The organism is Pseudofulvibacter geojedonensis (assembly GCF_042675745.1).
Lineage (GTDB): Bacteria > Bacteroidota > Bacteroidia > Flavobacteriales > Flavobacteriaceae > Pseudofulvibacter > Pseudofulvibacter geojedonensis.
Genome location: NZ_JBHTJM010000006.1, coordinates 244543 through 265714, shown reverse-complemented (window position 1 = coordinate 265714; position 21172 = coordinate 244543). Strand labels below are relative to the sequence as shown.

The following is a 21172-nucleotide window of genomic DNA, read 5'->3' as shown; positions in this document are numbered from 1 at the left end:
AAACAATCCTCACTTTATGTGGGGATTTCTTTTCTTAAATGAATTTTAGAACTCAAATACCAATAGTTAAACAGTCGGATAATTTAATAGATTATCATTCTAATTTATTGTTATTAGGTTCGTGTTTTTCTGAGAATATAGGAGAGAAGCTATCATATTTTAAGTTTCAATCTGCGATCAATCCATTCGGAATATTATTTCACCCCAAAGCAATTGAAACGTTTTTAGAAAGGGTGATTAATCAGAAATTCTATTCAGAAGAAGAATTAATTTTTCAGAATGAACAATATCATTGTTTAGATGCTCATTCTAGCTTAAGTAATACTAATAAGGAAGATCTGCTTAATAATTTGAGTTCAATTCTGATATCATCTTATGAGCAAATTAGTAATACGACACATTTAATAATTACTTTAGGAACTGCTTGGGTTTATGAATATATAGAAACAGGAAAAACAGTAGCCAATTGCCATAAAATCCCTCAAAAAGAATTTAATAAAAGACTATTGTCTGTAGAAGAAATTAAGAGCTCTTTGTTGAATGTTGAAAAATTGATAAGATCAGTAAATTCAAAAGTTCAATTAATTTATACGGTTTCACCTGTACGACATATAAAAGATGGCTTTGTTCAAAACAAACAAAGTAAGGCTCATTTATTAACGGCAATACATCAAACACTTAATGTAAGTTATTTTCCATCTTACGAAATTATGATGGATGAATTAAGAGATTATCGTTTTTATAAAGAAGATATGATTCACCCTAATCAAATTGCTGTAGATTATATTTGGAAAAGATTTGTTGAGGTTTGGGTGTCTGAAAAGTCTTTACTCACAATGAAAGAGATCGAGGTAATTCAAAAAGGCTTGGCTCATAAACCGTTTAATCCTCAGTCTCAAAAGCACCAGCTTTTTTTAGAGAATATAGAAAGAAAAATAGTTGAGATTCAATCTAAGTTGCCAAATGTAAAATTTTAGAAGAGACTCCTTTGTTATTTAAAGAAGAAGATCATATCAAAAAAACTAAACTAGGTAATTAGTTTTTCATGATTAGATTTGAGTTGATAATTTTTTTATATATAAGAAAATATTTTTCTGATGAGTAAGAAAACTATAGGTTTGCTGCTAACTTTTATATATTAAAATTTTTACACGATGAAAAAAACAATTTTGGCTATGTTCGTTGCGGCAGCAACGTTAATGTCATGTTCTGGTGATGACTCTTCTTCAACTCCACCTAATGACGATAGTGTTTTATTAAAGAAGGTAATCGATACTTTTAGCGACCCCACCGTAGGGTCAGTAACTACAGATTTAACTTATGATGGAAATAAGTTAACAGAATTGGTTGTTTCTGATGGTTATAGTTATAACTATACTTATGTTGGTGATTTATTGACAACGATTGAAGATTTTGATGGGAGTACTCTAGAGTCTACGGCAACATTAGAATATGATGGTAGTAACAGACTGATAAAAGTAACTACTGAATTTACGGGTGCAAATACCATAGTAGATACATTTACACATAATTCTGATGGTACAGTTACTGAAAATGAAAACGGAGGAGCTATTTATGTCTATACGTTTAGTAATGGTAATGAAGTAACTCAGGATCATACCAACGGAGATAGTGATTATACATCAGTTTATGATGATAAAAATGGTGTGTTTAAAAATATTCATCAAAGAGAGGTGTTTCAATTACTAGGAAATTATGCTTTTAATAACAACTTGTTATCTAGAAATAACACTAGTGGGTTAACTCCAAATGATAATGAAGAGACTACATATACTTATAATAGTTCGAATTATCCAATAACGGCTGTAACAACATTAGAAGCAGGTACACCAAATGAAGAGACTACAAACTCTCAGTTTTTTTATGAATAGTATTTGTAGAAAATAAAATAAAACCTCAAGAATCACTTGAGGTTTTATTTTGCTATATTAAATTGATTCCTCCTTGAATTAAATGAGCAATTTTTGGTTGTTTTTCTTTTTTGTGAACCAATTGTTCAGTCAATATTACTGTTAATTCATCTTGGTTGTTATGCTTAGCTAATTCTAAAAGCTCTAGACTTAATAACCAATCATTAGGATGGTTGTTATTTATTGTACTAAGAATGCTTTTTGCGTGCTCTACAGAAAAAGAGTTATTGTCTCTCATATCTCTAACTTCTTTATAAAGCTTTTCTAATTCAATTGTGGCTGGAGCCTTTTCTTGAATAATTGTTTTGGTTTCAGAAACATGATAAAGGTTGTTAAAAGATCTAAAGTCAGCACTTCCTGCATAAGCAGACACTACTTCAGATCCTACGGCTAAATCAAATGTGCCATATTCGGGTTTAAATAAAACATCTTCATTATATTTTACAGTACAGTCTTCAAATTGTATTAAGATTAACTTGCCGTTTAAATTTCTAATTCCTGTTATATTTAAGCCTTCAACTGTAATTCCGCTTTCATATTCAAAAAAGATACGTTTTCCATCATAAAAATTATAAGCTTTTAAGTCTCTAGGTCCCATATCTTCAATAGCTAAGCTAATACCTTTCAGTTTTCCTATTGGAGAGCTAAAACCATGAGGGTGAGCTTCAATACCGTGACCAATTAATTCTTTTTCTCTGTTTGCTAAAGCGGTTGGACCTTCTGTTTTAAAGAATACCACATTGTTATCCTCATCTGTAATCATTTGAGTAAACTTACCAGAGATTTGTAACCCTGTGTTTAATTCAATAGTTCCAATTTTTTTAGAGTCGATTAACTTTTGTAGTCCTCTAAATCCACCTTTTCGTAAAGCCATACTACGAGAAAACTCTTCTAAGACTTCCATTAGATAAGCAAAGTCTGGAGTAACAAATAACTGAGGTTGTGGTTTGGTGATGTCAAATTCTTGGTTAGCAGCCTTTATAGAATAAGGTTTTTTTATAACGTTATCTGTCATGCACCATTCACTTTCACCAATAGATGATAGTAATCCTGCTCCGTAAATTTTAGGATCTTCAGTCGTCCCAATTAAACCATATTCAACTGTCCACCAGTGAAGATTCCTTATCTGAGCCATTTCAGAGAGAATTACTTTTTTGTTTTGTAGTTCATCTACTGCTTTTTCAGCCTCAATAATTTCTTCTTGAGTAGAGTTAGGAGCTTCTTTTAAAATAGATAGTTTTCGAACTGCTTCGTACATGTCGTTATCATGACTAGAAAGTATAGCCTTCGATCCTATTTCACCAAAACGTCTTAAATACTCTGCATAATCTGGATTGGCAATTATTGGAGCATGCCCTGCAGCTTCATGAATAATATCAGGAGCTGGTGTATATTCCATGTTTTCTAATTGTCTTATATCTGAAGCTATAACCAAGACTTTATAGGCTTGAAACTCCATAAAAGCATTAGGAGGTATAAAACCATCTACAGCAACTGCAGCCCACCCAATTTCTTTTAAAATCCTATTCATTCCATACATACTCGGAATGGTATCGATGTTTATCCCAGTCATTTTTAGGCCTTTTAAATAAGAGTTGTGAGCAACTTTACTTAAATAGTTCACATTTTTACGCATTATATAACGCCAAACAGCTTGATTTATAGGAGAGTAGTCACTGTAGTTTTGTGGCTTTATAAATTGTTTTAAATGCGGAGGTAGCCTGTCTATTAGCGGGTTACTTTCGATGCTTGTATTCATGATTAATCTAGTAAATTACTGTACTAAGCAAAACTACTAAATTCTATTCCTATTGACTCGCAGAAAATTAACATTATTTAATGATTTAGTTATTTTTTTATATATTGCCATCTCTAACTAACGTTAATTAGTTTTTAACCCCTTGTAAATGAAAACTGAAAATAGAAAAGAAGAAATCATAAGAGTAGCGGGTTTCTTGTTTAAAGAAAAAGGTTACAGTGCTGTTTCTATGAGAGATATAGCTAATGAGCTAGGTATAAAAGCAGCTAGTCTATATAACCATATCAAATCTAAACAAGAGATTCTAGCAAATATTATGATGTCATTGGCCGAGGATTTTACTTCAGGAATGCAATTAATTGTTGAAGATAATTCGTCAACAATTGAAAAACTTCAGGCCATTATCGCTTTGCATGTAAATATTACGACTAATAATCCAAATGGAATGGCAGCTTTAAATGCTGATTGGATGCACTTAGAGGAAGATTTAGATAGGTATTTTCTACTTAGAAAGGAATATGAAGAAAACTTTAAGGCAATACTTCTACAGGGAGTTTCAGATAAAGAAATAGCTGATGTTAATGTTGAAACGATGATGTTTTCAATTCTTTCAACCCTTCGTTCTCTTTATTTATGGATACCTAAAAAAGACAAAATAGACCCTGAAGCCTTAATATCAGACCTTGGAAAAGTGTTATTAAGAGGAATTACCAATTAACGATTTTTAAACCAACAATTTGCAAAACTAACTAACAATTGTTAGCTTTGATAAAATTTGAAATTATATATGGCTGATTTTCACAAATTAGTAGTAAAAGATGTTTACAAGGAAACAAAAGATACTGTAGCGGTAACTTTTGATGTTCCTGAATCATTACAGAGTAATTTTCAATTTACTCAAGGACAATATCTAACGTTAAAAAAAGATATAAACGATGAAGATGTTCGTCGTTCTTATTCTTTATGCTCGAGTCCGATAGAAAATAAATGGCAAGTTGCTATTAAAAAGATAAAAGGAGGTAAGTTTTCTACCTATGCTAACGAAAAATTAAAGGCAGGAGATGTGTTAGAAGTAGCTGCTCCAGATGGTAAGTTTTTTGTTGAGGTAGATGTTACGAAACCAAAAAACTATATTGTGTTTGCTGCTGGTAGTGGTATTACTCCTATTTTATCAATAATTAAAACACATTTGGCTTTAGAACCAGAGGCTACAGTTCAGTTGTTTTACTTGAATAGAAAGGTAAAAAGCATTATCTTTAAGGAACAAATAGAAGGACTTAAAAATAAGTTTTTAGGTAGGTTTGAAGTCTTTTATTTTTTAACCAAAGAACAAAGAGGAATTCCTTTGTTAAACGGAAGGTTTACTTCAGAAAAATTACAAGAACTTACAAGTAAGGTAATAGATGTTAAATCTGTAGACGAATGTTTTATTTGTGGTCCAGAAGAAATGATTTTCTTGATAAAAGACGAGTTGATGGAAGCTGGGTTAGAAAAAGAAAAAATACATTTTGAATTATTTAATGCTGGTGGTTCAGAGGCAGATAAAAAACATGTAGCAGAGGTTTTAGAGCAGCAAGCTGAACATACAGAGGTTACTATTATTGATGGAGATAAAGAGTTCCATTTTGAAATGGAGCCTGACTACGATAATATTTTAGATGCTGCTTTAGCAAACGATGCAGATTTGCCTTTTGCTTGTAAAGGAGGGGTTTGTTGTACTTGTAAAGCTAAAGTAGTAGAAGGAGAAGTAGAGATGAAATTAAACTATGGCTTAGAGCCATATGAGATTGATGCTGGATATGTGTTAACATGTCAGGCGGTGCCAACTACAGATAAAGTAGTGGTTGATTTTGATGCATAAGAAGAATCACTTAAAAACAAAAGATATGAGTGAAGCAGAATTAAAAAGTTTAGAGGCAGCATTTGAAAAGAAAATTGCTGATGATGTAAGAATAGAACCTAAAGATTGGATGCCAGAGAAATATAGAAAGACGCACATACGTCAAATTTCTCAACATGCGCATTCAGAGATTGTAGGTATGTTACCTGAAGGGAACTGGATAACTAGAGCTCCTTCTTTAAGAAGAAAAGTAGCTTTATTGGCAAAAGTACAAGATGAAGCTGGTCATGGATTGTATTTATACAGTGCTTGTGAAACTTTAGGAATCTCTAGAGATGAATTATTAGACCAATTACATACAGGAAAAGCTAAATATTCAAGCATATTCAATTATCCAACAGTTACCTGGGCAGATATGGGAGCAATAGGTTGGTTAGTCGATGGTGCTGCTATTATTAATCAAGTTCCTTTAATGAATACTTCTTATGGTCCTTATGCAAGAGCTATGGTACGTGTGTGTAAAGAAGAAAGTTTTCACCAGCGTCAAGGTTTTGAGATCATGATGAAATTAGCTCAAGGTTCACCAGAGCAAAAAGAAATGGCTCAAGATGCATTAAACAGATGGTGGTGGCCTTCTATTATGATGTTTGGTCCTACAGATGCAGAATCTACGCATACAGAGCAATCTATGAAGTGGAAATTGAAGCGTAAAACTAACGATGAGTTGCGTCAGCAATTTATAGATCAAACAATTCCTCAGGCAGAGTTAATTGGATTAACTGTTCCAGATCCTGATTTAAAATGGAATGAAGAGAGAGGACATTATGATTTTGGTCCGATAGACTGGGATGAGTTTTGGCAAGTAGTAAAAGGACATGGTCCTTGTAACAAAGAACGTATAGGAGCTAGAGTTAATGCCTATGAAGGCGGTAAGTGGGTTCGTGACGGAGCGATGGCTCATGCAGCAAAAAAAGAAAAGCAAGAAGTAGCATAAATCAGTATTGAGAATTCAGTAAAGAGTAGTTAGGATAAAAACGCTCAGTACTTAATACTCAATACTCAATACTAAAAATAATAATATGAATAATAATTGGCCTCTTTGGGAAGTGTTTGTAAGAAGCAAAAATGGTTTAGAGCATAGGCATTGTGGTAGTTTACATGCTGCAGATGCAGAAATGGCTATTCAAAATGCTAGAGATGTTTACACAAGAAGAATGGAAGGTGTTAGTATTTGGGTAGTAGAATCTAAAGATATTACAGCATCAAATCCAGATAATAATGGAGAGATGTTTGAGCCTGCTCAAGATAAAGTATATAGACATCCTACTTTTTACAATCTTCCGGATGAATTAAAACACATGTAATTTGTAACGGCAATAGAAATGAATAAAGATTTATATAATTACATATTAGGAGTTGCAGACAATTCTTTGATTTTAGGTCAAAGAATGGGAGAGTTATGTGGTCATGGTCCTAGTTTAGAAACAGATATAGCTTGTACTAATATTTCATTAGATTTATTTGGACAAGTAAGAAGTTATTTTCAGTATGCTGCAGATGTGTCTGGAGATGAAAGAACGGAAGATGATATAGCTTTCTTACGTAGAGAACGTGAATACAAAAATGTACTATTAGTAGAGCAACCAAATACTGATTTTGCTTATACAATTGTTCGTCAGTTTTTATTTGATGTATACCATGTATTGTTTTTAGAAGAGTTAAAGAAAAGTTCTGATGAAACGTTACAAGCAATTGCTGTAAAATCTGTTAAAGAAGCAAAATACCATGAGCGTTTTTCTTCGGACTGGGTAATTCGTTTAGGAGATGGAACAGAAGAAAGCCATCAAAAAATTCAAGATGCTGTAGATGTACTTTGGACGTATACAGATGAGTTATTCCACCAAACAGATTCTGATATAGAAATGGTAAAAGCTGGAGTGGCTGTAGATGTTACTCAATTAAAAGAAAGTTATTATAAAAAAGTAAACGAGATTTTAAACGAAGCTACTATTCAAATTCCAGAATCTAAATGGTTTCAAAAAGGAGGTAAACAAGGTATTCATACAGAGCATTTAGGATATTTATTATCAGATATGCAGTATATGCAAAGAACTTACCCTGGAATGGAATGGTAGATCAAACTCCACATATTGCCCCAGAATTACAAGAGATATTAGCAGCGGTATCCGATCCTGAGATACCAGTGTTATCTATTTTAGAAATGGGAGTAGTACGTGAAGCTATTTTAGAAGAAAGCAAAGCTTTTGTAAAAATTACTCCAACCTATTCTGGTTGTCCAGCAATGGATGTTATAGGAGATGATATTAAGGCTGCGTTAAAAAATGCTGGTTTTGATGCTGAAGTGAAATTAGTACTTTCTCCAGCTTGGACTACAGATTGGATAACAGAAAAAGGAAGAATTGCTTTAAGGGAATATGGTATAGCTCCTCCTTTAGAAGCAGATGCAGATAAAGAAGCTTTATTAGGAAATAAAAAAATAGTGAGTTGCCCACAATGTAACTCAACCAATACAAAAATGGTAAGTCAGTTTGGCTCAACAGCCTGCAAAGCATTTTTTCAGTGCGAAGATTGTTTGGAGCCTTTCGACTACTTTAAATGTTTAAAATAAATATTCCCGCTTAGGCGGGAATTGGTATTTATAAGATATATGAGTTCAATAGAAATTAAGATTGAAAACAACGTTGCGTTTATAGCGCTAAATAGACCAGAAGTATTCAATAGCTTTAACAGAGAAATGGCTTTGAATTTACAAGGGAAGTTAGATGATTGTAATACTAATGATGAAGTTAGAGCAATAGTTTTAACAGGAAATGGTAAAGCATTTTGTGCTGGTCAAGATTTAAAAGAAGTTACAACTCCAGAATTAAACCCAGGTTTTAAAGCTATTTTAGAAGAGCATTACAATCCAATTATTGAAAGAATTAGAGCAATAGAAAAACCAATTATAGCGGCAGTAAATGGAGTAGCTGCAGGAGCAGGAGCTAATATAGCTTTGGCTTGTGATATTGTTATTGCTAACGAAAATGCTAGTTTTATTCAGGCTTTTAGTAAAATAGGTTTGATACCAGATAGTGCTGGAACTTTCTTTTTACCAAGACTAATTGGTTTCCAGAAAGCAGCTGCTTTAATGATGACTGGAGATAAAGTAATGGCTGCTGAAGCGGAGCAAATGGGAATGATTTATAAGTCTGTGGCAGCTGAAGAATTTGATGCTTACATAGAAAAGTTAGCGGTTAAAATGGCTAAGATGCCTACTAAAGCGTTAGGATTAACTAAGCGTGTTTTAAATCAATCGCTAACCAATAACTTAGAAGAGCAGTTAGCTTTAGAGTCTAAATACCAAATAGAATCTGCTCAATCTCACGATTATTCAGAAGGAGTTAATGCCTTTGTAGAAAAAAGAAAACCAAACTTTATTGGAAAATAATGAAAGTATTCTACTTCTTAATAATTACAATATTTATAGCTTGTTGTTCTTCAAAAAACTTGGAAGAAAAGATAGTAGGTGAATATTATTTAGAAGAAGATATTTATGGAGTTGGTTCTAATTTAAATTTGACTAATAATGGTGTTTTTGAATATCGATGGCAGGAAGGTTTAATTAATGGCAAAACTATCGGTAAATTTGTTGTACTTGGAGATAATATAGTTTTAAATAGTGATTATCAACCAGATGATGATGAATTTAAGGACAATTTTAAATTGCTAAAAAAAGAATTAAATCAGCTAGATTCAATTAAAGTCAGAATTGTTGATAATAAAAAGCAAGCTTTTGAAGGAGCTATGTGTATGCTCAAGAGAAAGGACAGTGTTGTTTTTTTCAAAGAAACAGATTTTAAAGGAGAAGTTTTACTTCCTAAAATAAAAGTAGATAGCCTATGTGCTTATTATTTAGCACACGATTACGTAAGCATATCAATGGATAACTTTAATTATGATGACATATCTATTGAATTAGAAGAAAAGAATCCTCAATTTGAATTTTATCATTTTTTTTCAAATAAAAAATTAAAATTTAAAAATAATAAGTTAATAGGTTCAAAAGAAAAGTTCAAAAAAGTAAAATAATATGAACGTAGGAATTATAGGTTCAGGAACTATGGGGAGTGGTATTGCACAAGTAGCAGCTACTTCAGGTTGTAAAGTAAAAGTTTGCGATACCAAACAAGAAGCTTTAGACAAGAGTAAAGCTAGCTTAGAAAAAATATTAAATAGACTAGTAGAAAAAGGAAGAATTGATGATGCTGAAAAGTCAAGAATTCAATCCAATATTTCTTATGTAGCTAGTTTAAAAGATTTAGGAGATTCAAATCTTACTATTGAGGCAATTATAGAAAACTTAGACATTAAGCAAAAAGTTTTTTCAGAGTTAGAAACTTATGTTTCGGACGATTGTATTATAGCTTCTAACACTTCTTCATTATCTATTGCATCAATCGCAGCTTCTTTACAAAAGCCAGAAAGATGTGTGGGAATTCACTTTTTTAACCCAGCTCCGTTAATGAAGTTGGTAGAAGTTATTCCAGCAGTTCAAACTTCAAAAGAAGTTTTAGAGAAATCAGTAGAAACAATAGATAGCTGGAAAAAAGTAGTAGCAGTAGCTAAAGATACTCCTGGGTTTATTGTAAATCGTGTTGCAAGGCCTTTTTATGGAGAATCGCTACGTATTTATGAAGAAGGTTTAGCCGATTTTGCTACGATAGACTGGGCTTTAAAAAGCTTAGGTGGATTTAGAATGGGACCATTCGAATTAATGGATTTTATTGGTAACGATGTAAATTATACGGTTACCGAAACTGTATTTACTGCATTCTATTTTGATCCAAGATACAAGCCAGCTTTTACTCAAAAGCGTTTATCTGAAGCTGGGTACTTAGGAAGAAAATCTGGTAAAGGATATTATGATTATGCTGAAGGAGCTGTTAAGCCAGAACCTAAACAAGATGAGGCTTTAGCTAAAACAATTTTTGATAGAGTATTGGTAATGTTAATTAATGAAGCAGCTGATGCCTTGTTTTTAAACATTGCTTCTGCAGCAGATATAGATAACGCGATGACCAAAGGAGTTAATTATCCTAAAGGATTGTTAGCTTGGGCAGATGAGAAAGGAATTGATTGGTGTGTAGACCAACTAGACGCTATGTATAGCGAGTATCACGAAGATCGTTATAGATGTTCTCCGTTATTACGTAAAATGAAAAGAGAAGGAAAAACATTTTTTTAAGATGACACCAAAAGAGATTGTACATAAAATGTATGATAACGATCCATTTAGTAAATGGTTAGGTATAGAGATAGAGCAAATTTCTGAGGGAACTTGTAGCTTGTCTATGACTATTAAAAAAGATATGCTAAATGGTTTTGGAATTGCTCATGGTGGTGTTACTTACTCATTAGCAGATAGTGCGTTGGCATTTGCGGCTAATACTCATGGTAAACAATCGGTTTCTATAGATACTTCTATTAATCATACAGAAGCCCTAAAGGAAGGTGATAAGATTGTTGCGGTAGCTAAAGAAGAATCATTAAAAAATAAGTTTGGATTTTATAAAATAGAAATTAAAAGAGACGATACTATTGTTGCTTTGTTTAAAGGAACAGTATATCGTACCAATAAAGATTGGGAATAAGGGATTTTAAATGTAAGGCTGCAAAATGTAAAATAAAAAGTAGTTATGATGAAAAAATATGATTTAGAAGAAAGATTGATTCAATTTTCAGCTAATGTTATCATCGGAGTATCAACTTTAAAGAAGAGTTTTGCGTCAGAACATTTGACAAAACAATTGATTCGGTCAGCAACATCATCTGCTTTGAATTATGGTGAAGCTCAAGCTGCTGAGTCAAAACGAGATTTTATTCATAAAATGAAAATTTGTCTGAAGGAATTAAGAGAGTCTCAAATAAATTTAAAAATATTAAAAGAAGCAGATTTAATCATAGATGATGAAAAAGTAAAGCCGATAGCTCAGGAATGTAACGAGCTAGTGGCTATATTTACGTCTAGTATAAAAACAACTAAAGAAAAGTAACCGCAAAATGTAAAATAATAAATGTAAAAGTGAAAAGTTGAATGCTAATTCCTTTTACGGTTTTAAATTTTACGGTTTTAAATTTTACATTATAAATGGAAGCATATATCATAGATGGAGTACGTACTCCAATTGGAAAATATAAAGGAACCTTATCACCTGTAAGAACAGACGATTTAGGTGCGTTGGTAATTAAAGAAGTTGCTGCTCGTAACACGAACATACCAACAGATGCTTATGACGATGTTATTATGGGTTGTGCTAACCAAGCAGGAGAAGATAATAGAAACGTAGCACGTATGTCTTCATTATTAGCTGGTTTACCTTATACCGTTCCTGGAGAAACAGTAAATAGATTATGTAGTTCTGGTTTATCGGCTATTATTCATGCGAATAGAGCAGTAAAAGCAGGAGACGGTGATTTGTTTATAGCCGGAGGAATTGAGCATATGACTCGCGGACCATACGCAATAGCTAAACCATCTAGTGCTTTTGGTGGAGATTCTAAAATGTACGACACTACTTTTGGGTGGCGTTTTGTCAACAAGAAAATGCACGAGATGTATGGTACAGATGGTATGGGAGTTACTGCCGAGAATTTAGTGGAAAAGTATAATATTTCTAGAGAAGATCAAGATGCTTTTGCGTACAGAAGTCAGATGAAAGCAACTAAAGCTCAAGAGTCTGGTCGTTTAGCAAAAGAGATTGTAGCGGTAGAAATACCTCAGCGTAAAAAAGATCCAATTATCTTTAATCAAGATGAGTTTATAAAGCCAACAACTACTCCAGAAGTATTGGCTAAGTTACGTCCAGCTTTCAAGAAAGAAGGAGGAAGTGTAACTGCTGGTAACGCATCTGGATTGAATGACGGTGCTGCAGCAACTATTATAGCTTCAGAAGATGCAGTTAAAAAATATGGTTTAAAACCTATGGCAAGAATTGTTAGTTCTGCCGTAGTAGGAGTAGAACCAAGAATTATGGGAATAGGTCCGGTTAACGCTTCTAATAAAGCTTTAGAAAAAGCAGGATTAACTATGGATGATATGGATGTAATAGAGTTAAACGAAGCTTTTGCAGCTCAGAGTTTAGCTTGTATCCGTGAGTGGGGATTGGCAGACGATGATCCTAGAATTAACCCAAATGGAGGAGCGATTGCTATTGGTCATCCATTAGGAGTAACAGGAGCTAGAATTGCTTATTCTGCAGCTTTAGAATTACAAGAAACAGGCAAACGTTACGCCTTAATTACGATGTGCATTGGGGTAGGACAAGGATATGCTGCTATTATAGAAAATGTGAATTTATAGTTTGAAACTCTGAGAATTTTAGGTTACATATTTGTATTGTCATTTATTTTTTCATCTTGTAAAAAGGAAGTGAAAATTGAGAATATTCCTGTAGTCGAATTACATTTTACTTCAGGTTATAAGTATTATGATCATAAGTTTACCATTATAAAAGGAGAAGAATTAATTTACGAATATTTAAAAGTAAATAATATCAAACAAGCTAATAATTATACAGATTTAACTTTTGATACGATATCATCAAAGTATAAACTTAGAGGAGGTGCGTTTGAAAAAATATTTAAATCTTTAAAAACATTAGAATTAAATAATTATAAAGAAGGAATGCGAGGTCTTGATGGTTATGAAGTGGGAGTTTCTATTAAAGATGTAAATGGAGAATTTCATAAATTAAATTCATGGAGTCCAGGTAGGATGGATGATTCTTTAGTTTATAAAATATTAGATCCTTTTTTTAAAGAAATTTATACAATTGTAACAGAAGAAGATACTTCAGATAAAATAGAAAATATTCAAGGCAATTTTAGTTATGGAATTAATTATAGAAAATTATCATCTAATAGATTTCATATAACGCCATTTTGTGTAACGGTACCAAATAGAAATGAAGTAAAATACTTAAAAGAGTATCTTGAAGAAAAAACTAGAAAAGATACGATACTTTTTAGATTTGGTTGTATGGCATCCTCAAAAGAACTGTCATATTTTAGTAAGTTGAATGAGAGGAAAAATATATTCTATTATGGGGCATATAATCCAAATAAACAAGTAGAAGAAAGGTATAGAAATTTTAAGTGGTTCAAAACTAAAGATGAACTTTTATTATCATTTAAATACCCCGATACTTTAGATAATGATTTTAAATCTTTTTTAAAGGTATTTAGTAAAGATTCAATTTTTCAAATTAGTAGGGTTTCTTTTCCAATGAAGACAAAAGTTTTGTCATCAAATTTAGATGAAGAAGTCGAAGAAATAATAACTAAAGATAGTTATCCAATTCAAGAGTTTTTGATAGATCAAATTAGAACTAATCAAGAATATGATAATTATTCTCAAGAAATAAAAGTTGAGAAAGATAATGCTACAATTTTTTGTCAAGGTATAGACAATGGTATTTTAGTTGAATTTGAATTTAAAAAAATTGAAGGTAAATGGTACCTAGTTACATGGTCAGATTTATCTACATAAAACAATATAAAATATGAAATTACAATCATACATTAACGGTCACTGGGTAGCAGGTCAAGGAGAAGGAACTCCTATGTTTGATGCTGTTACTGGAGATACCATAGGTTTTTCTACTACGGATGGATTAGATATTCCAGCAGTATTAGAGTATGGTAGAACAAAAGGACAGGAAAAATTACGTAAAATGACTTTTCAAGAGCGTGGTAACATGCTTAAGAAATTGGCATTATACCTTACCAAAAGAAAAAACGAGTTTTACGAAATTAGTTACCGTACAGGAGCTACTAAAATAGATAGCTGGATAGATATAGAAGGCGGTTTTGGTAATTTATTTGCCAATGCATCGTTGCGTAAATTATTTCCTAATCAGCCTTTTCATGTAGAGGGAGATCCTATCGATTTATCTCGTGGAGGTCGATTTATGGCGCACCATATTTTAGTTCCTAAAACAGGTGTAGCGGTTCATATCAACGCGTTTAACTTCCCAATTTGGGGAATGTTAGAAAAGTGTGCAGTAAACTGGATGGCAGGTATGCCAGCTGTAGTATTACCTGCACCGCAAACAGCGTATTTAACAGAGGCTGTAGTACGAGTAATTATAGATTCAGGCATTTTGCCAGAAGGATGTTTACAGTTACTAAGTGGTATGACGAAGAATATTTTAGATACGGTTGAGTCTCAAGATGTGGTAACCTTTACTGGTTCTGCGCATACTGGGAGACTATTAAAAGCACATCCTAGATTAACGAATGAAGCAGTTCCTTTTACAATGGAAGCAGATTCGTTAAACTGTTCTATTTTAGGAGAAGATGCAGTTCCTGGAACTCCAGAATTTGATTTATTCGTTAAAGAAGTTCGTAAGGAGATGACGGTGAAGACTGGACAGAAATGTACCGCTATTCGTCGTATCATGGTTCCAGAAAACTTAGTAGAAGACGTTCAGATAGCTTTAGGAAAGCAGTTAGATAAAGTGACTATTGGTGACCCTCGTTTAAAAGAGGTGCGTATGGGAGCTTTAGTAAGTAAGGCGCAAGTCCAAAGTGTAAAAGATCAAGTTTCCGAGTTAGCAAAGACTGCTCAAATAGTATATGGTAATTTAGATACGGTAGAAACTATTGGTGCCGATGCAGAAAAAGGAGCTTTTATGAAGCCAATTTTAATGCGAGAAGACAATCCGTTTACTAATACTGCGGTTCATGAGCTCGAAGCATTTGGTCCGGTAAGTACTATTATGCCTTATAAAAATTTAGATGAAGCAATTACCTTAGCTCAGATGGGTAAAGGTTCTTTAGTATCATCTATATTTACTTATGACGATACAATTGCTCGCGATTATATTGTTGGAGCAGCCTCACATCACGGACGTATTTTAGTAGGAAATAGAGAGAATGCTAAGGTAAGTACAGGTCATGGTTCTCCATTACCTCAGTTAACACACGGTGGTCCAGGTAGAGCTGGTGGTGGTGAAGAAATGGGTGGAATGCGTGGTGTAAAACATTATATGCAGCGTTGTGCTATTCAAGGAACACCAACTACCTTAACAGAAGTTACAGGAATTTATCAGCCAAACGCTGATTATAAAGAAACAGATAAACATCCGTTTGCATACCATTGGGAAGATATCAAACCAGGTATGTCTTTAAAGACTCATAAGCGTACCATTACAGATACTGATATTATCAACTTTGGTAACTTAACTTGGGATCATTTCTACGCACATACAGACATTACTTCTTTAGATGGAAGTATTTTCGAAAAGCGTACAGCTCACGGTTATTTCATCATATCGGCAGCAGCAGGATTATTCGTATATCCTAATAAAGGACCTGTAGCAGCTAATTATGGTTTAGAAGAGTGTCGATTCTTACGTCCAATTTATCATAACGATACGGTTTATGTACGTTTAACTTGTAAAGAACGTGTAGATAGAGATTCTAGAGGAACTGAATTACCTAGCGGAATTGTAAAATGGTTTGTTGAGGTGTTCGATCAAGAGGATGAGTTAGTAGCAGTGGCAACTATTTTAACAATGGTGCAAAAGAAGAGTCCGTTTGCTGATATTAATAGAAAAACAATTTCTGGATATTTAAATAAATTATCAGAAGAAGCAAAACCAGAATGGGGAACTATGAGTGCTCAAGAAATGGTAGAGCATTTAGAGTATTCGGTTAGAGTAGCTTCAGGAGAAATTCAAGATTTTGAAATTGAAACACCAGAGAAAATATTAGAAAAAGTACACGAGTCTATTTATACACATACACCAATGCCTAAAAATTATAAAGCACCAAAGGTGTTAGAAGATAGGGCTAAGGAATTGCGTTATGAAAATTTAGCTGAAGCAAAAGTTAAGTTACTAGAAGCTTATGATGAGTTTACAACTTATTTTAAAGAAAACCCAGAAACAACTACTAAAAATGCTGTTTTTGGAATCTTAGATAAGTTTGAATGGGATTTAGTGCATACGAAGCATTTCAATCATCATTTTGAACAGTTCGGATTAATTTAAATTATAAAATAAAAAAGGGTAGTGATTTCACTACCCTTTTTTTATTTATTCTAAAACACTAAGTTCAATACTTGAATCAGTAAATACAGAATGTGTTTGCGTTTTATAATCTTCTTCATTAGCCTCAAAAATATTATCTACATACGTTTGAGGGTTTAAATCGATTAAAGGGAACCATGTACTTTGTACTTGAATTTGAAGTTTATGTCCTTTCTTAAACGTATGATAAACATCTTGTAATTTAATGTTTACATCTGTCTTTTTATTAGGGGTAAAAGGTTCTGGTTTAGAAAAGCTATTTCTAAATCTACCCCTAATTACTTCACTTCTTACCATCATGTGGTAGTTACTCATTTTTAAATGCTTCTGAATATCTTCATTGTTTTCTTCGTAATCATGAGGATGTACATCAATAACTTTTACAACCCAATCGGCAGCAGTTCCTGTAGTAGCAACTTTTAATTTAGCTAGAATATCACCAGCTAGAGTAATATCGTTTTCTAGAACCTCTGTTTCAAAAACCAATACATCAGGTCTTCTTGCAGCAAAACGTTGATCGTCTGTCATATACTTTCTAGGAGTAAAAACAGTTTTAATGTCTTCAGAATATGGAACAGGTTTTTTTACATCACTTATAAACTTAATAGCATTAGCTTTATTTACTCCATTAGTTAACTTTTCATCTGCAGATAAATAAAACGATTTTTTAACTACATTTTTAGGAGGCCAAGTGTTGTAAGAGTTCCATGCTTTTTTTCCAGTGTCATAAACATAAGCTTCTGGCAAACTAGATTCTTTAGACCCATTACCTTTTAAAAAGTGATTGAAGAATTTAGTTTCTATATTCTTTTGATATTTTAGTGAAATGCTATCTCCAAAATAGTAATTACCAACAGATGTTTTAACTCTACTTCTAGACCAACCTCCATGATCCCATGGTCCAAAAACCAGTGTGTTGTAGTTATTTGGTTGGTGTTTTTCAATTCCTTTATAAGTTTCTAAAGGTCCGTATAAGTCTTCGGCGTCAAACCAACCACCAACAACCATAGTTGCAACCGTAGAAGGTACTTTGTCTAAATGCTGTATAATCCCTTTTTTCTGCCATACCTCGTCGTAATTTGGGTGTTCTATCATTTCTTTCATAAAGAAATCATCTACCAACTCATTATTGTTTTTGTCAAAGTCGAAATAAGGCTTAAGATTTTTAAAAGGACCTTTGTCTAAAAAGAATTGATATTGATCTTTAGTTTTTAAATCTGGTAATTGGTACCAAGAAGAATCAGTGGGTTTGTCTTTATAAGTTCCGAAAAGAGAAATAGCTCTAAAGTAGCTTAATAGAAAAGCTCCATTATGGTGGAAATCATCAAAAAAGAAATCGCCAATACAAGCTTGAGGAGAAGCAGCTTTTAAAGCAGGATGCGCATCTATAGCAGATACTGTTGCATAATGACCTGGGTAAGATATTCCCCAAGTTCCAACTTTTCCATTATTGTTTTTTACATTCTTAACTAACCAATCAATAGTATCGTAAGTATCTGTAGTTTCATCAGCTTGTTTTTCTGTTTTATTAGGAATATAAGCCCTCATATTATCATAAACACCTTCACTCATCCAACGTCCTCTAACATCTTGATACACGATAATGTTCCCTTCTTTCATTAAAATAGGGTTAGGGCCTATTTTTGTTCTAAACTCATCTGCGCCATAAGGTTTGCAGCTATAGGGAGTACGTTGTAATAATATTGGGTAGGTTGTAGAAGTATCTTTAGGAGAATAGATAGTAGTGTGTAATTTGGTACCATCTCTCATTTCTATCTGCACCTCTTGTTTGGTGTAATGATCTTTAACAAAAGTATCTTCTTCTTTTTCAGTAGTAGTAACTTCTTCATTCGTTACTACTTCAGTGGTTTCAGTTTTACAAGAAAGAAATGATATTAGAAAAAGCAGTAATAGTGTTTTTAGGTAATTTTCCATGAGCTTATTATGATTTGATTTTCAAAATTAATCTTACTTTTGAGGAATTAAAAATACGACTAAAACTTTATATAACATGACAGCACCTTACGTAAAACAAGATATACAAAACGGAATTGCTACAATTGAATTTTTTCACCCAGCTCATAACTCATTACCAGGAGATATTTTAGCTAAGTTAGCTAGTACAATTACAGAAGCAGGAGAGAATGATGCCGTAAAAGTAATAGTATTAAAAAGTGGTGGAGATCGTACTTTTTGTGCAGGAGCAAGTTTTAAAGAATTGATAAACATTAATGATGCTGAAACAGGAAAAGTATTCTTTTCTGGTTTTGCCAATGTAATTAATGCAATGCGTAAATGTCCTAAGTTTATCATTGGTCGTGTACAAGGAAAAACAGTTGGAGGAGGAGTAGGAGTAGCTTCTGCTACAGATTATTGTATGGCATCTAAGTTTGCTTCTATCAAGTTAAGTGAATTAAATGTTGGTATAGGACCTTTTGTAGTGGGGCCAGCTGTAGAGCGTAAGTTAGGTTTAACAGGAATGTCTCAAATAGCAATAGACGCTAATTCTTTTTATGATGCTGAATGGGCTAAATCTAAAGGATTATATACTCAAGTTTATGATTCTACAGAAGAGTTAGACGAAGCTGTGCAGGCTTTTGCAGAGAACTTATGTAACTATAATCCAGAAGCAATGAAAGAAATGAAAAAGATTTTCTGGGAAGGAACAGAACATTGGGATACCTTATTAGCTGAAAGAGCTATAATTTCTGGTAGATTGGTATTGTCTGATTTTACTAAAGAAACATTAAAGAGATTTAAGTAATTATAGACATTAGTATTGAGATAAGAGTAGTTAGATTTCTCAATACTAATTTCTCAATACTAATTTCTCAATACTCAATACTAATATGATTTATTCATTCAAAGGATTTATACCGGTAGTTCACGAAAGTAGTTTTGTACATCCTTTAGCGGCTGTTATAGGAAATGTAATTATAGGTAAGAACTGTTACATCGGTCCTGGTGCTGCTATTCGTGGAGATTGGGGAGAGATTATTTTAGAAGACGGAGTGAATGTACAAGAAAATTGTACGGTACACATGTTTCCGGGCAAGTCTATTACTTTAAAAGAGTCTGCTCACGTTGGTCATGGAGCCGTAATACATGGAGCTAATTTAGGTAGAAACTGCTTAATAGGTATGAATTCAGTTATTATGGATGATGCTCTTATTGGTGATGAGTGTATTGTAGGGGCTATGGCTTTTGTAAAAGCGAATACTGTTTTTGAAAAGAGACAATTGATAGTGGGGAATCCTGCAAAAGCTATTAAAGAAGTGTCAGACGAAATGATGGCTTGGAAAACTAAAGGAACTCAATTGTACCAACAACTTCCTACCGATTGCCATGAAACTATGAGAGAAGTAGAACCCTTAAGAGCTATTCCTAAAAACAGGCCAGAACAAGAAGCTTTTTATAATACCTTAAATGAGTTTTTGAAAAATGATGCCTAACCAACCTATAGAAACAGAACGTCTTATTTTAAGACCCGTTGAGAATACTGATTTACAAGGAATGTTTGAACTAGATTCAGACCCGGAAGTACATAAGTACTTAGGTAACATGCCTATAAAAACTTTAGATCAAGCCCAAGAAGGAATAGATTATTTGCAAAAGCAATATAAAGAAAGAGGTATTGCTCGTTGGGCTGTTGTTTTAAAAGAAACCAATGAATTTATGGGCTGGTGCGGAATTAAATATTTAATTGAGTCTGAACAAATGAATGGTGTCTATAATGTATATGAGTTAGGATATCGTTTTATTCCTAAGTTTTGGGGTAAAGGCTATGCTACTGAATCTGCTCAGGCTTGGGTAGATTATATGTTCAAAGAAGCTGGTGTTAAAAGTTTATATGCTGCTGCAGATATACCAAATAAAGGTTCTGTAAATGTATTGCAAAAAGTAGGTTTTAAAATTACCGATGAATTTGTTTTTGAATGGAAGGGAGTAAAATCTAATTGTTATTGGTTAGAACAGCATCAATAATGACACTATCTGATTTACAGTTTGATATAGAAAAAGTAAACCACAGTAAAGCCTCTAGAGCTCATGCTGTAAATTTAGTGGTTGATCATCTAGAAGTTATACCAGAATTAGTAGATAGGGCTTTTAGTGATGAAAAAAATCATTTTAAATACTGTTGGTGGTTAGAGTTTTTAAATAGGCAACATATAGAGGTGTTATGTCCATATATGGAAATTATTTTAGAAAAAGCACAACACTTAACTAACCAATCTGCAATTCGACCTATTGCGAAAATTATAGAGACTTTTGTGCTAAATAATTACTCAAAAAATCCGAACAATTTTGTTCGAGATATGATGACTTCTACCATTAAAGAAATGATGGTTAGTAGAGGATTTGAATGGTTAATAGATGACCAATTAAAAGTTGCGCCTCGAGCATATTCTATGACTAGTTTATATCATTTAGGAAAAGATATAGACTGGGTTCATGAAGAATTAAAATTAGTAATAGAACAAAATTATGCTCATGAAAGTGTAGCCTATCAAGCTAGAGGCAGAATGATACTTAAAAAATTGAAATAGGT

At 32.9% G+C, this 21172-nt stretch carries 22 protein-coding genes; 20 read left to right on the top strand and 2 right to left on the bottom strand.

Annotated features, from left to right (window positions below; all coding sequences use genetic code 11):
* Positions 1-38 precede the first annotated feature (38 nt).
* Positions 39-977, top strand: a complete 939-nt coding sequence (locus tag ACFQ1O_RS06195; RefSeq protein WP_377714434.1) for a GSCFA domain-containing protein — start codon at positions 39-41, stop codon at positions 975-977.
* Positions 978-1154: 177 nt separating this feature from the next.
* A complete protein-coding gene (locus ACFQ1O_RS06190) occupies positions 1155-1892 on the top strand; it encodes a hypothetical protein (RefSeq protein ID WP_377714432.1) in 738 nt (245 codons plus the stop codon).
* A 52-nt stretch (positions 1893-1944) separates the two neighbouring features.
* On the opposite strand, the gene ACFQ1O_RS06185 is transcribed toward ACFQ1O_RS06190, so the two are convergent.
* Positions 1945-3690 (bottom strand): aromatic amino acid hydroxylase, encoded by a 1746-nt coding sequence (locus ACFQ1O_RS06185; protein ID WP_377714430.1) that lies wholly within the window; start codon positions 3688-3690, stop codon positions 1945-1947.
* A 148-nt stretch (positions 3691-3838) separates the two neighbouring features.
* Between ACFQ1O_RS06185 and ACFQ1O_RS06180 the strand changes: the two genes are divergently transcribed.
* The 14 genes from ACFQ1O_RS06180 to paaZ all read left to right on the top strand — a co-directional run bounded on the left by ACFQ1O_RS06180 (position 3839) and on the right by paaZ (position 16584).
* Positions 3839-4408 (top strand): TetR/AcrR family transcriptional regulator, encoded by a 570-nt coding sequence (locus tag ACFQ1O_RS06180; protein WP_377714428.1) that lies wholly within the window; start codon positions 3839-3841, stop codon positions 4406-4408.
* A 69-nt stretch (positions 4409-4477) separates the two neighbouring features.
* Positions 4478-5551 carry a 1,2-phenylacetyl-CoA epoxidase subunit PaaE gene (gene paaE / locus ACFQ1O_RS06175; protein ID WP_377714426.1) on the top strand — a complete coding sequence of 358 codons (1074 nt, stop codon included), beginning with the start codon at positions 4478-4480 and terminating at the stop codon, positions 5549-5551.
* 25 nt (positions 5552-5576) lie between these two features.
* On the top strand, positions 5577-6524 hold the full coding sequence (gene paaA / locus ACFQ1O_RS06170; protein WP_377714424.1) for a 1,2-phenylacetyl-CoA epoxidase subunit PaaA: 948 nt from the start codon (positions 5577-5579) through the stop codon (positions 6522-6524).
* Between the two features lie 85 nt (positions 6525-6609).
* Entirely contained in the window at positions 6610-6894 is a 285-nt protein-coding gene (paaB, locus tag ACFQ1O_RS06165) for a 1,2-phenylacetyl-CoA epoxidase subunit PaaB (protein WP_377714421.1), read from the top strand.
* Between the two features lie 18 nt (positions 6895-6912).
* Positions 6913-7665: a 1,2-phenylacetyl-CoA epoxidase subunit PaaC gene (gene paaC / locus ACFQ1O_RS06160; protein WP_377714419.1), complete on the top strand. Its 753-nt coding sequence runs from the start codon at positions 6913-6915 to the stop codon at positions 7663-7665.
* Positions 7659-8159 carry a 1,2-phenylacetyl-CoA epoxidase subunit PaaD gene (paaD, locus tag ACFQ1O_RS06155; protein ID WP_377714418.1) on the top strand — a complete coding sequence of 167 codons (501 nt, stop codon included), beginning with the start codon at positions 7659-7661 and terminating at the stop codon, positions 8157-8159. Before paaC ends, paaD begins: the two co-directional genes overlap by 7 nt.
* 39 nt (positions 8160-8198) lie before the next feature.
* On the top strand, positions 8199-8978 hold the full coding sequence (locus tag ACFQ1O_RS06150) for an enoyl-CoA hydratase-related protein (RefSeq protein WP_377714417.1): 780 nt from the start codon (positions 8199-8201) through the stop codon (positions 8976-8978).
* Positions 8979-9037: 59 nt separating this feature from the next.
* Positions 9038-9619: a hypothetical protein gene (locus ACFQ1O_RS06145; protein WP_377714416.1), complete on the top strand. Its 582-nt coding sequence runs from the start codon at positions 9038-9040 to the stop codon at positions 9617-9619.
* Position 9620: 1 nt separating this feature from the next.
* Positions 9621-10775: a 3-hydroxyacyl-CoA dehydrogenase NAD-binding domain-containing protein gene (locus ACFQ1O_RS06140; RefSeq protein ID WP_377714415.1), complete on the top strand. Its 1155-nt coding sequence runs from the start codon at positions 9621-9623 to the stop codon at positions 10773-10775.
* A 1-nt stretch (position 10776) separates the two neighbouring features.
* Positions 10777-11181, top strand: a complete 405-nt coding sequence (locus ACFQ1O_RS06135) for a PaaI family thioesterase (RefSeq protein WP_377714414.1) — start codon at positions 10777-10779, stop codon at positions 11179-11181.
* A 45-nt stretch (positions 11182-11226) separates the two neighbouring features.
* The gene (locus tag ACFQ1O_RS06130; RefSeq protein WP_377714412.1) at positions 11227-11583 is read left to right on the top strand and encodes a four helix bundle protein; all 357 of its coding nucleotides are present in this window, start codon (positions 11227-11229) and stop codon (positions 11581-11583) included.
* 95 nt (positions 11584-11678) lie between these two features.
* The gene (gene pcaF / locus ACFQ1O_RS06125) at positions 11679-12890 is read left to right on the top strand and encodes a 3-oxoadipyl-CoA thiolase (protein WP_377714410.1); all 1212 of its coding nucleotides are present in this window, start codon (positions 11679-11681) and stop codon (positions 12888-12890) included.
* Between the two features lie 69 nt (positions 12891-12959).
* Complete coding sequence (locus tag ACFQ1O_RS06120; RefSeq protein ID WP_377714408.1) at positions 12960-14078, top strand: DUF4348 domain-containing protein; 1119 nt, start codon at positions 12960-12962, stop codon at positions 14076-14078.
* Between the two features lie 13 nt (positions 14079-14091).
* The gene (gene paaZ / locus ACFQ1O_RS06115; protein WP_377714407.1) at positions 14092-16584 is read left to right on the top strand and encodes a phenylacetic acid degradation bifunctional protein PaaZ; all 2493 of its coding nucleotides are present in this window, start codon (positions 14092-14094) and stop codon (positions 16582-16584) included.
* 45 nt (positions 16585-16629) lie between these two features.
* On the opposite strand, the gene ACFQ1O_RS06110 is transcribed toward paaZ, so the two are convergent.
* Positions 16630-18558, bottom strand: a complete 1929-nt coding sequence (locus tag ACFQ1O_RS06110; protein ID WP_377714406.1) for a CocE/NonD family hydrolase — start codon at positions 18556-18558, stop codon at positions 16630-16632.
* A gap of 76 nt (positions 18559-18634) precedes the next feature.
* Between ACFQ1O_RS06110 and ACFQ1O_RS06105 the strand changes: the two genes are divergently transcribed.
* The 4 genes from ACFQ1O_RS06105 (at position 18635) to ACFQ1O_RS06090 (ending at position 21170) form a co-directional block, all read left to right on the top strand.
* A complete protein-coding gene (locus ACFQ1O_RS06105; RefSeq protein WP_377714404.1) occupies positions 18635-19387 on the top strand; it encodes an enoyl-CoA hydratase/isomerase family protein in 753 nt (250 codons plus the stop codon).
* An 85-nt stretch (positions 19388-19472) separates the two neighbouring features.
* Positions 19473-20075, top strand: a complete 603-nt coding sequence (locus ACFQ1O_RS06100; protein WP_377714402.1) for an acyltransferase — start codon at positions 19473-19475, stop codon at positions 20073-20075.
* Positions 20065-20607 carry a GNAT family N-acetyltransferase gene (locus ACFQ1O_RS06095; protein WP_377714400.1) on the top strand — a complete coding sequence of 181 codons (543 nt, stop codon included), beginning with the start codon at positions 20065-20067 and terminating at the stop codon, positions 20605-20607. Before ACFQ1O_RS06100 ends, ACFQ1O_RS06095 begins: the two co-directional genes overlap by 11 nt.
* The gene (locus ACFQ1O_RS06090) at positions 20586-21170 is read left to right on the top strand and encodes a hypothetical protein (RefSeq protein WP_377714398.1); all 585 of its coding nucleotides are present in this window, start codon (positions 20586-20588) and stop codon (positions 21168-21170) included. The genes ACFQ1O_RS06095 and ACFQ1O_RS06090 overlap by 22 nt, the downstream gene beginning before the upstream one ends.
* Positions 21171-21172: the final 2 nt, after the last annotated feature.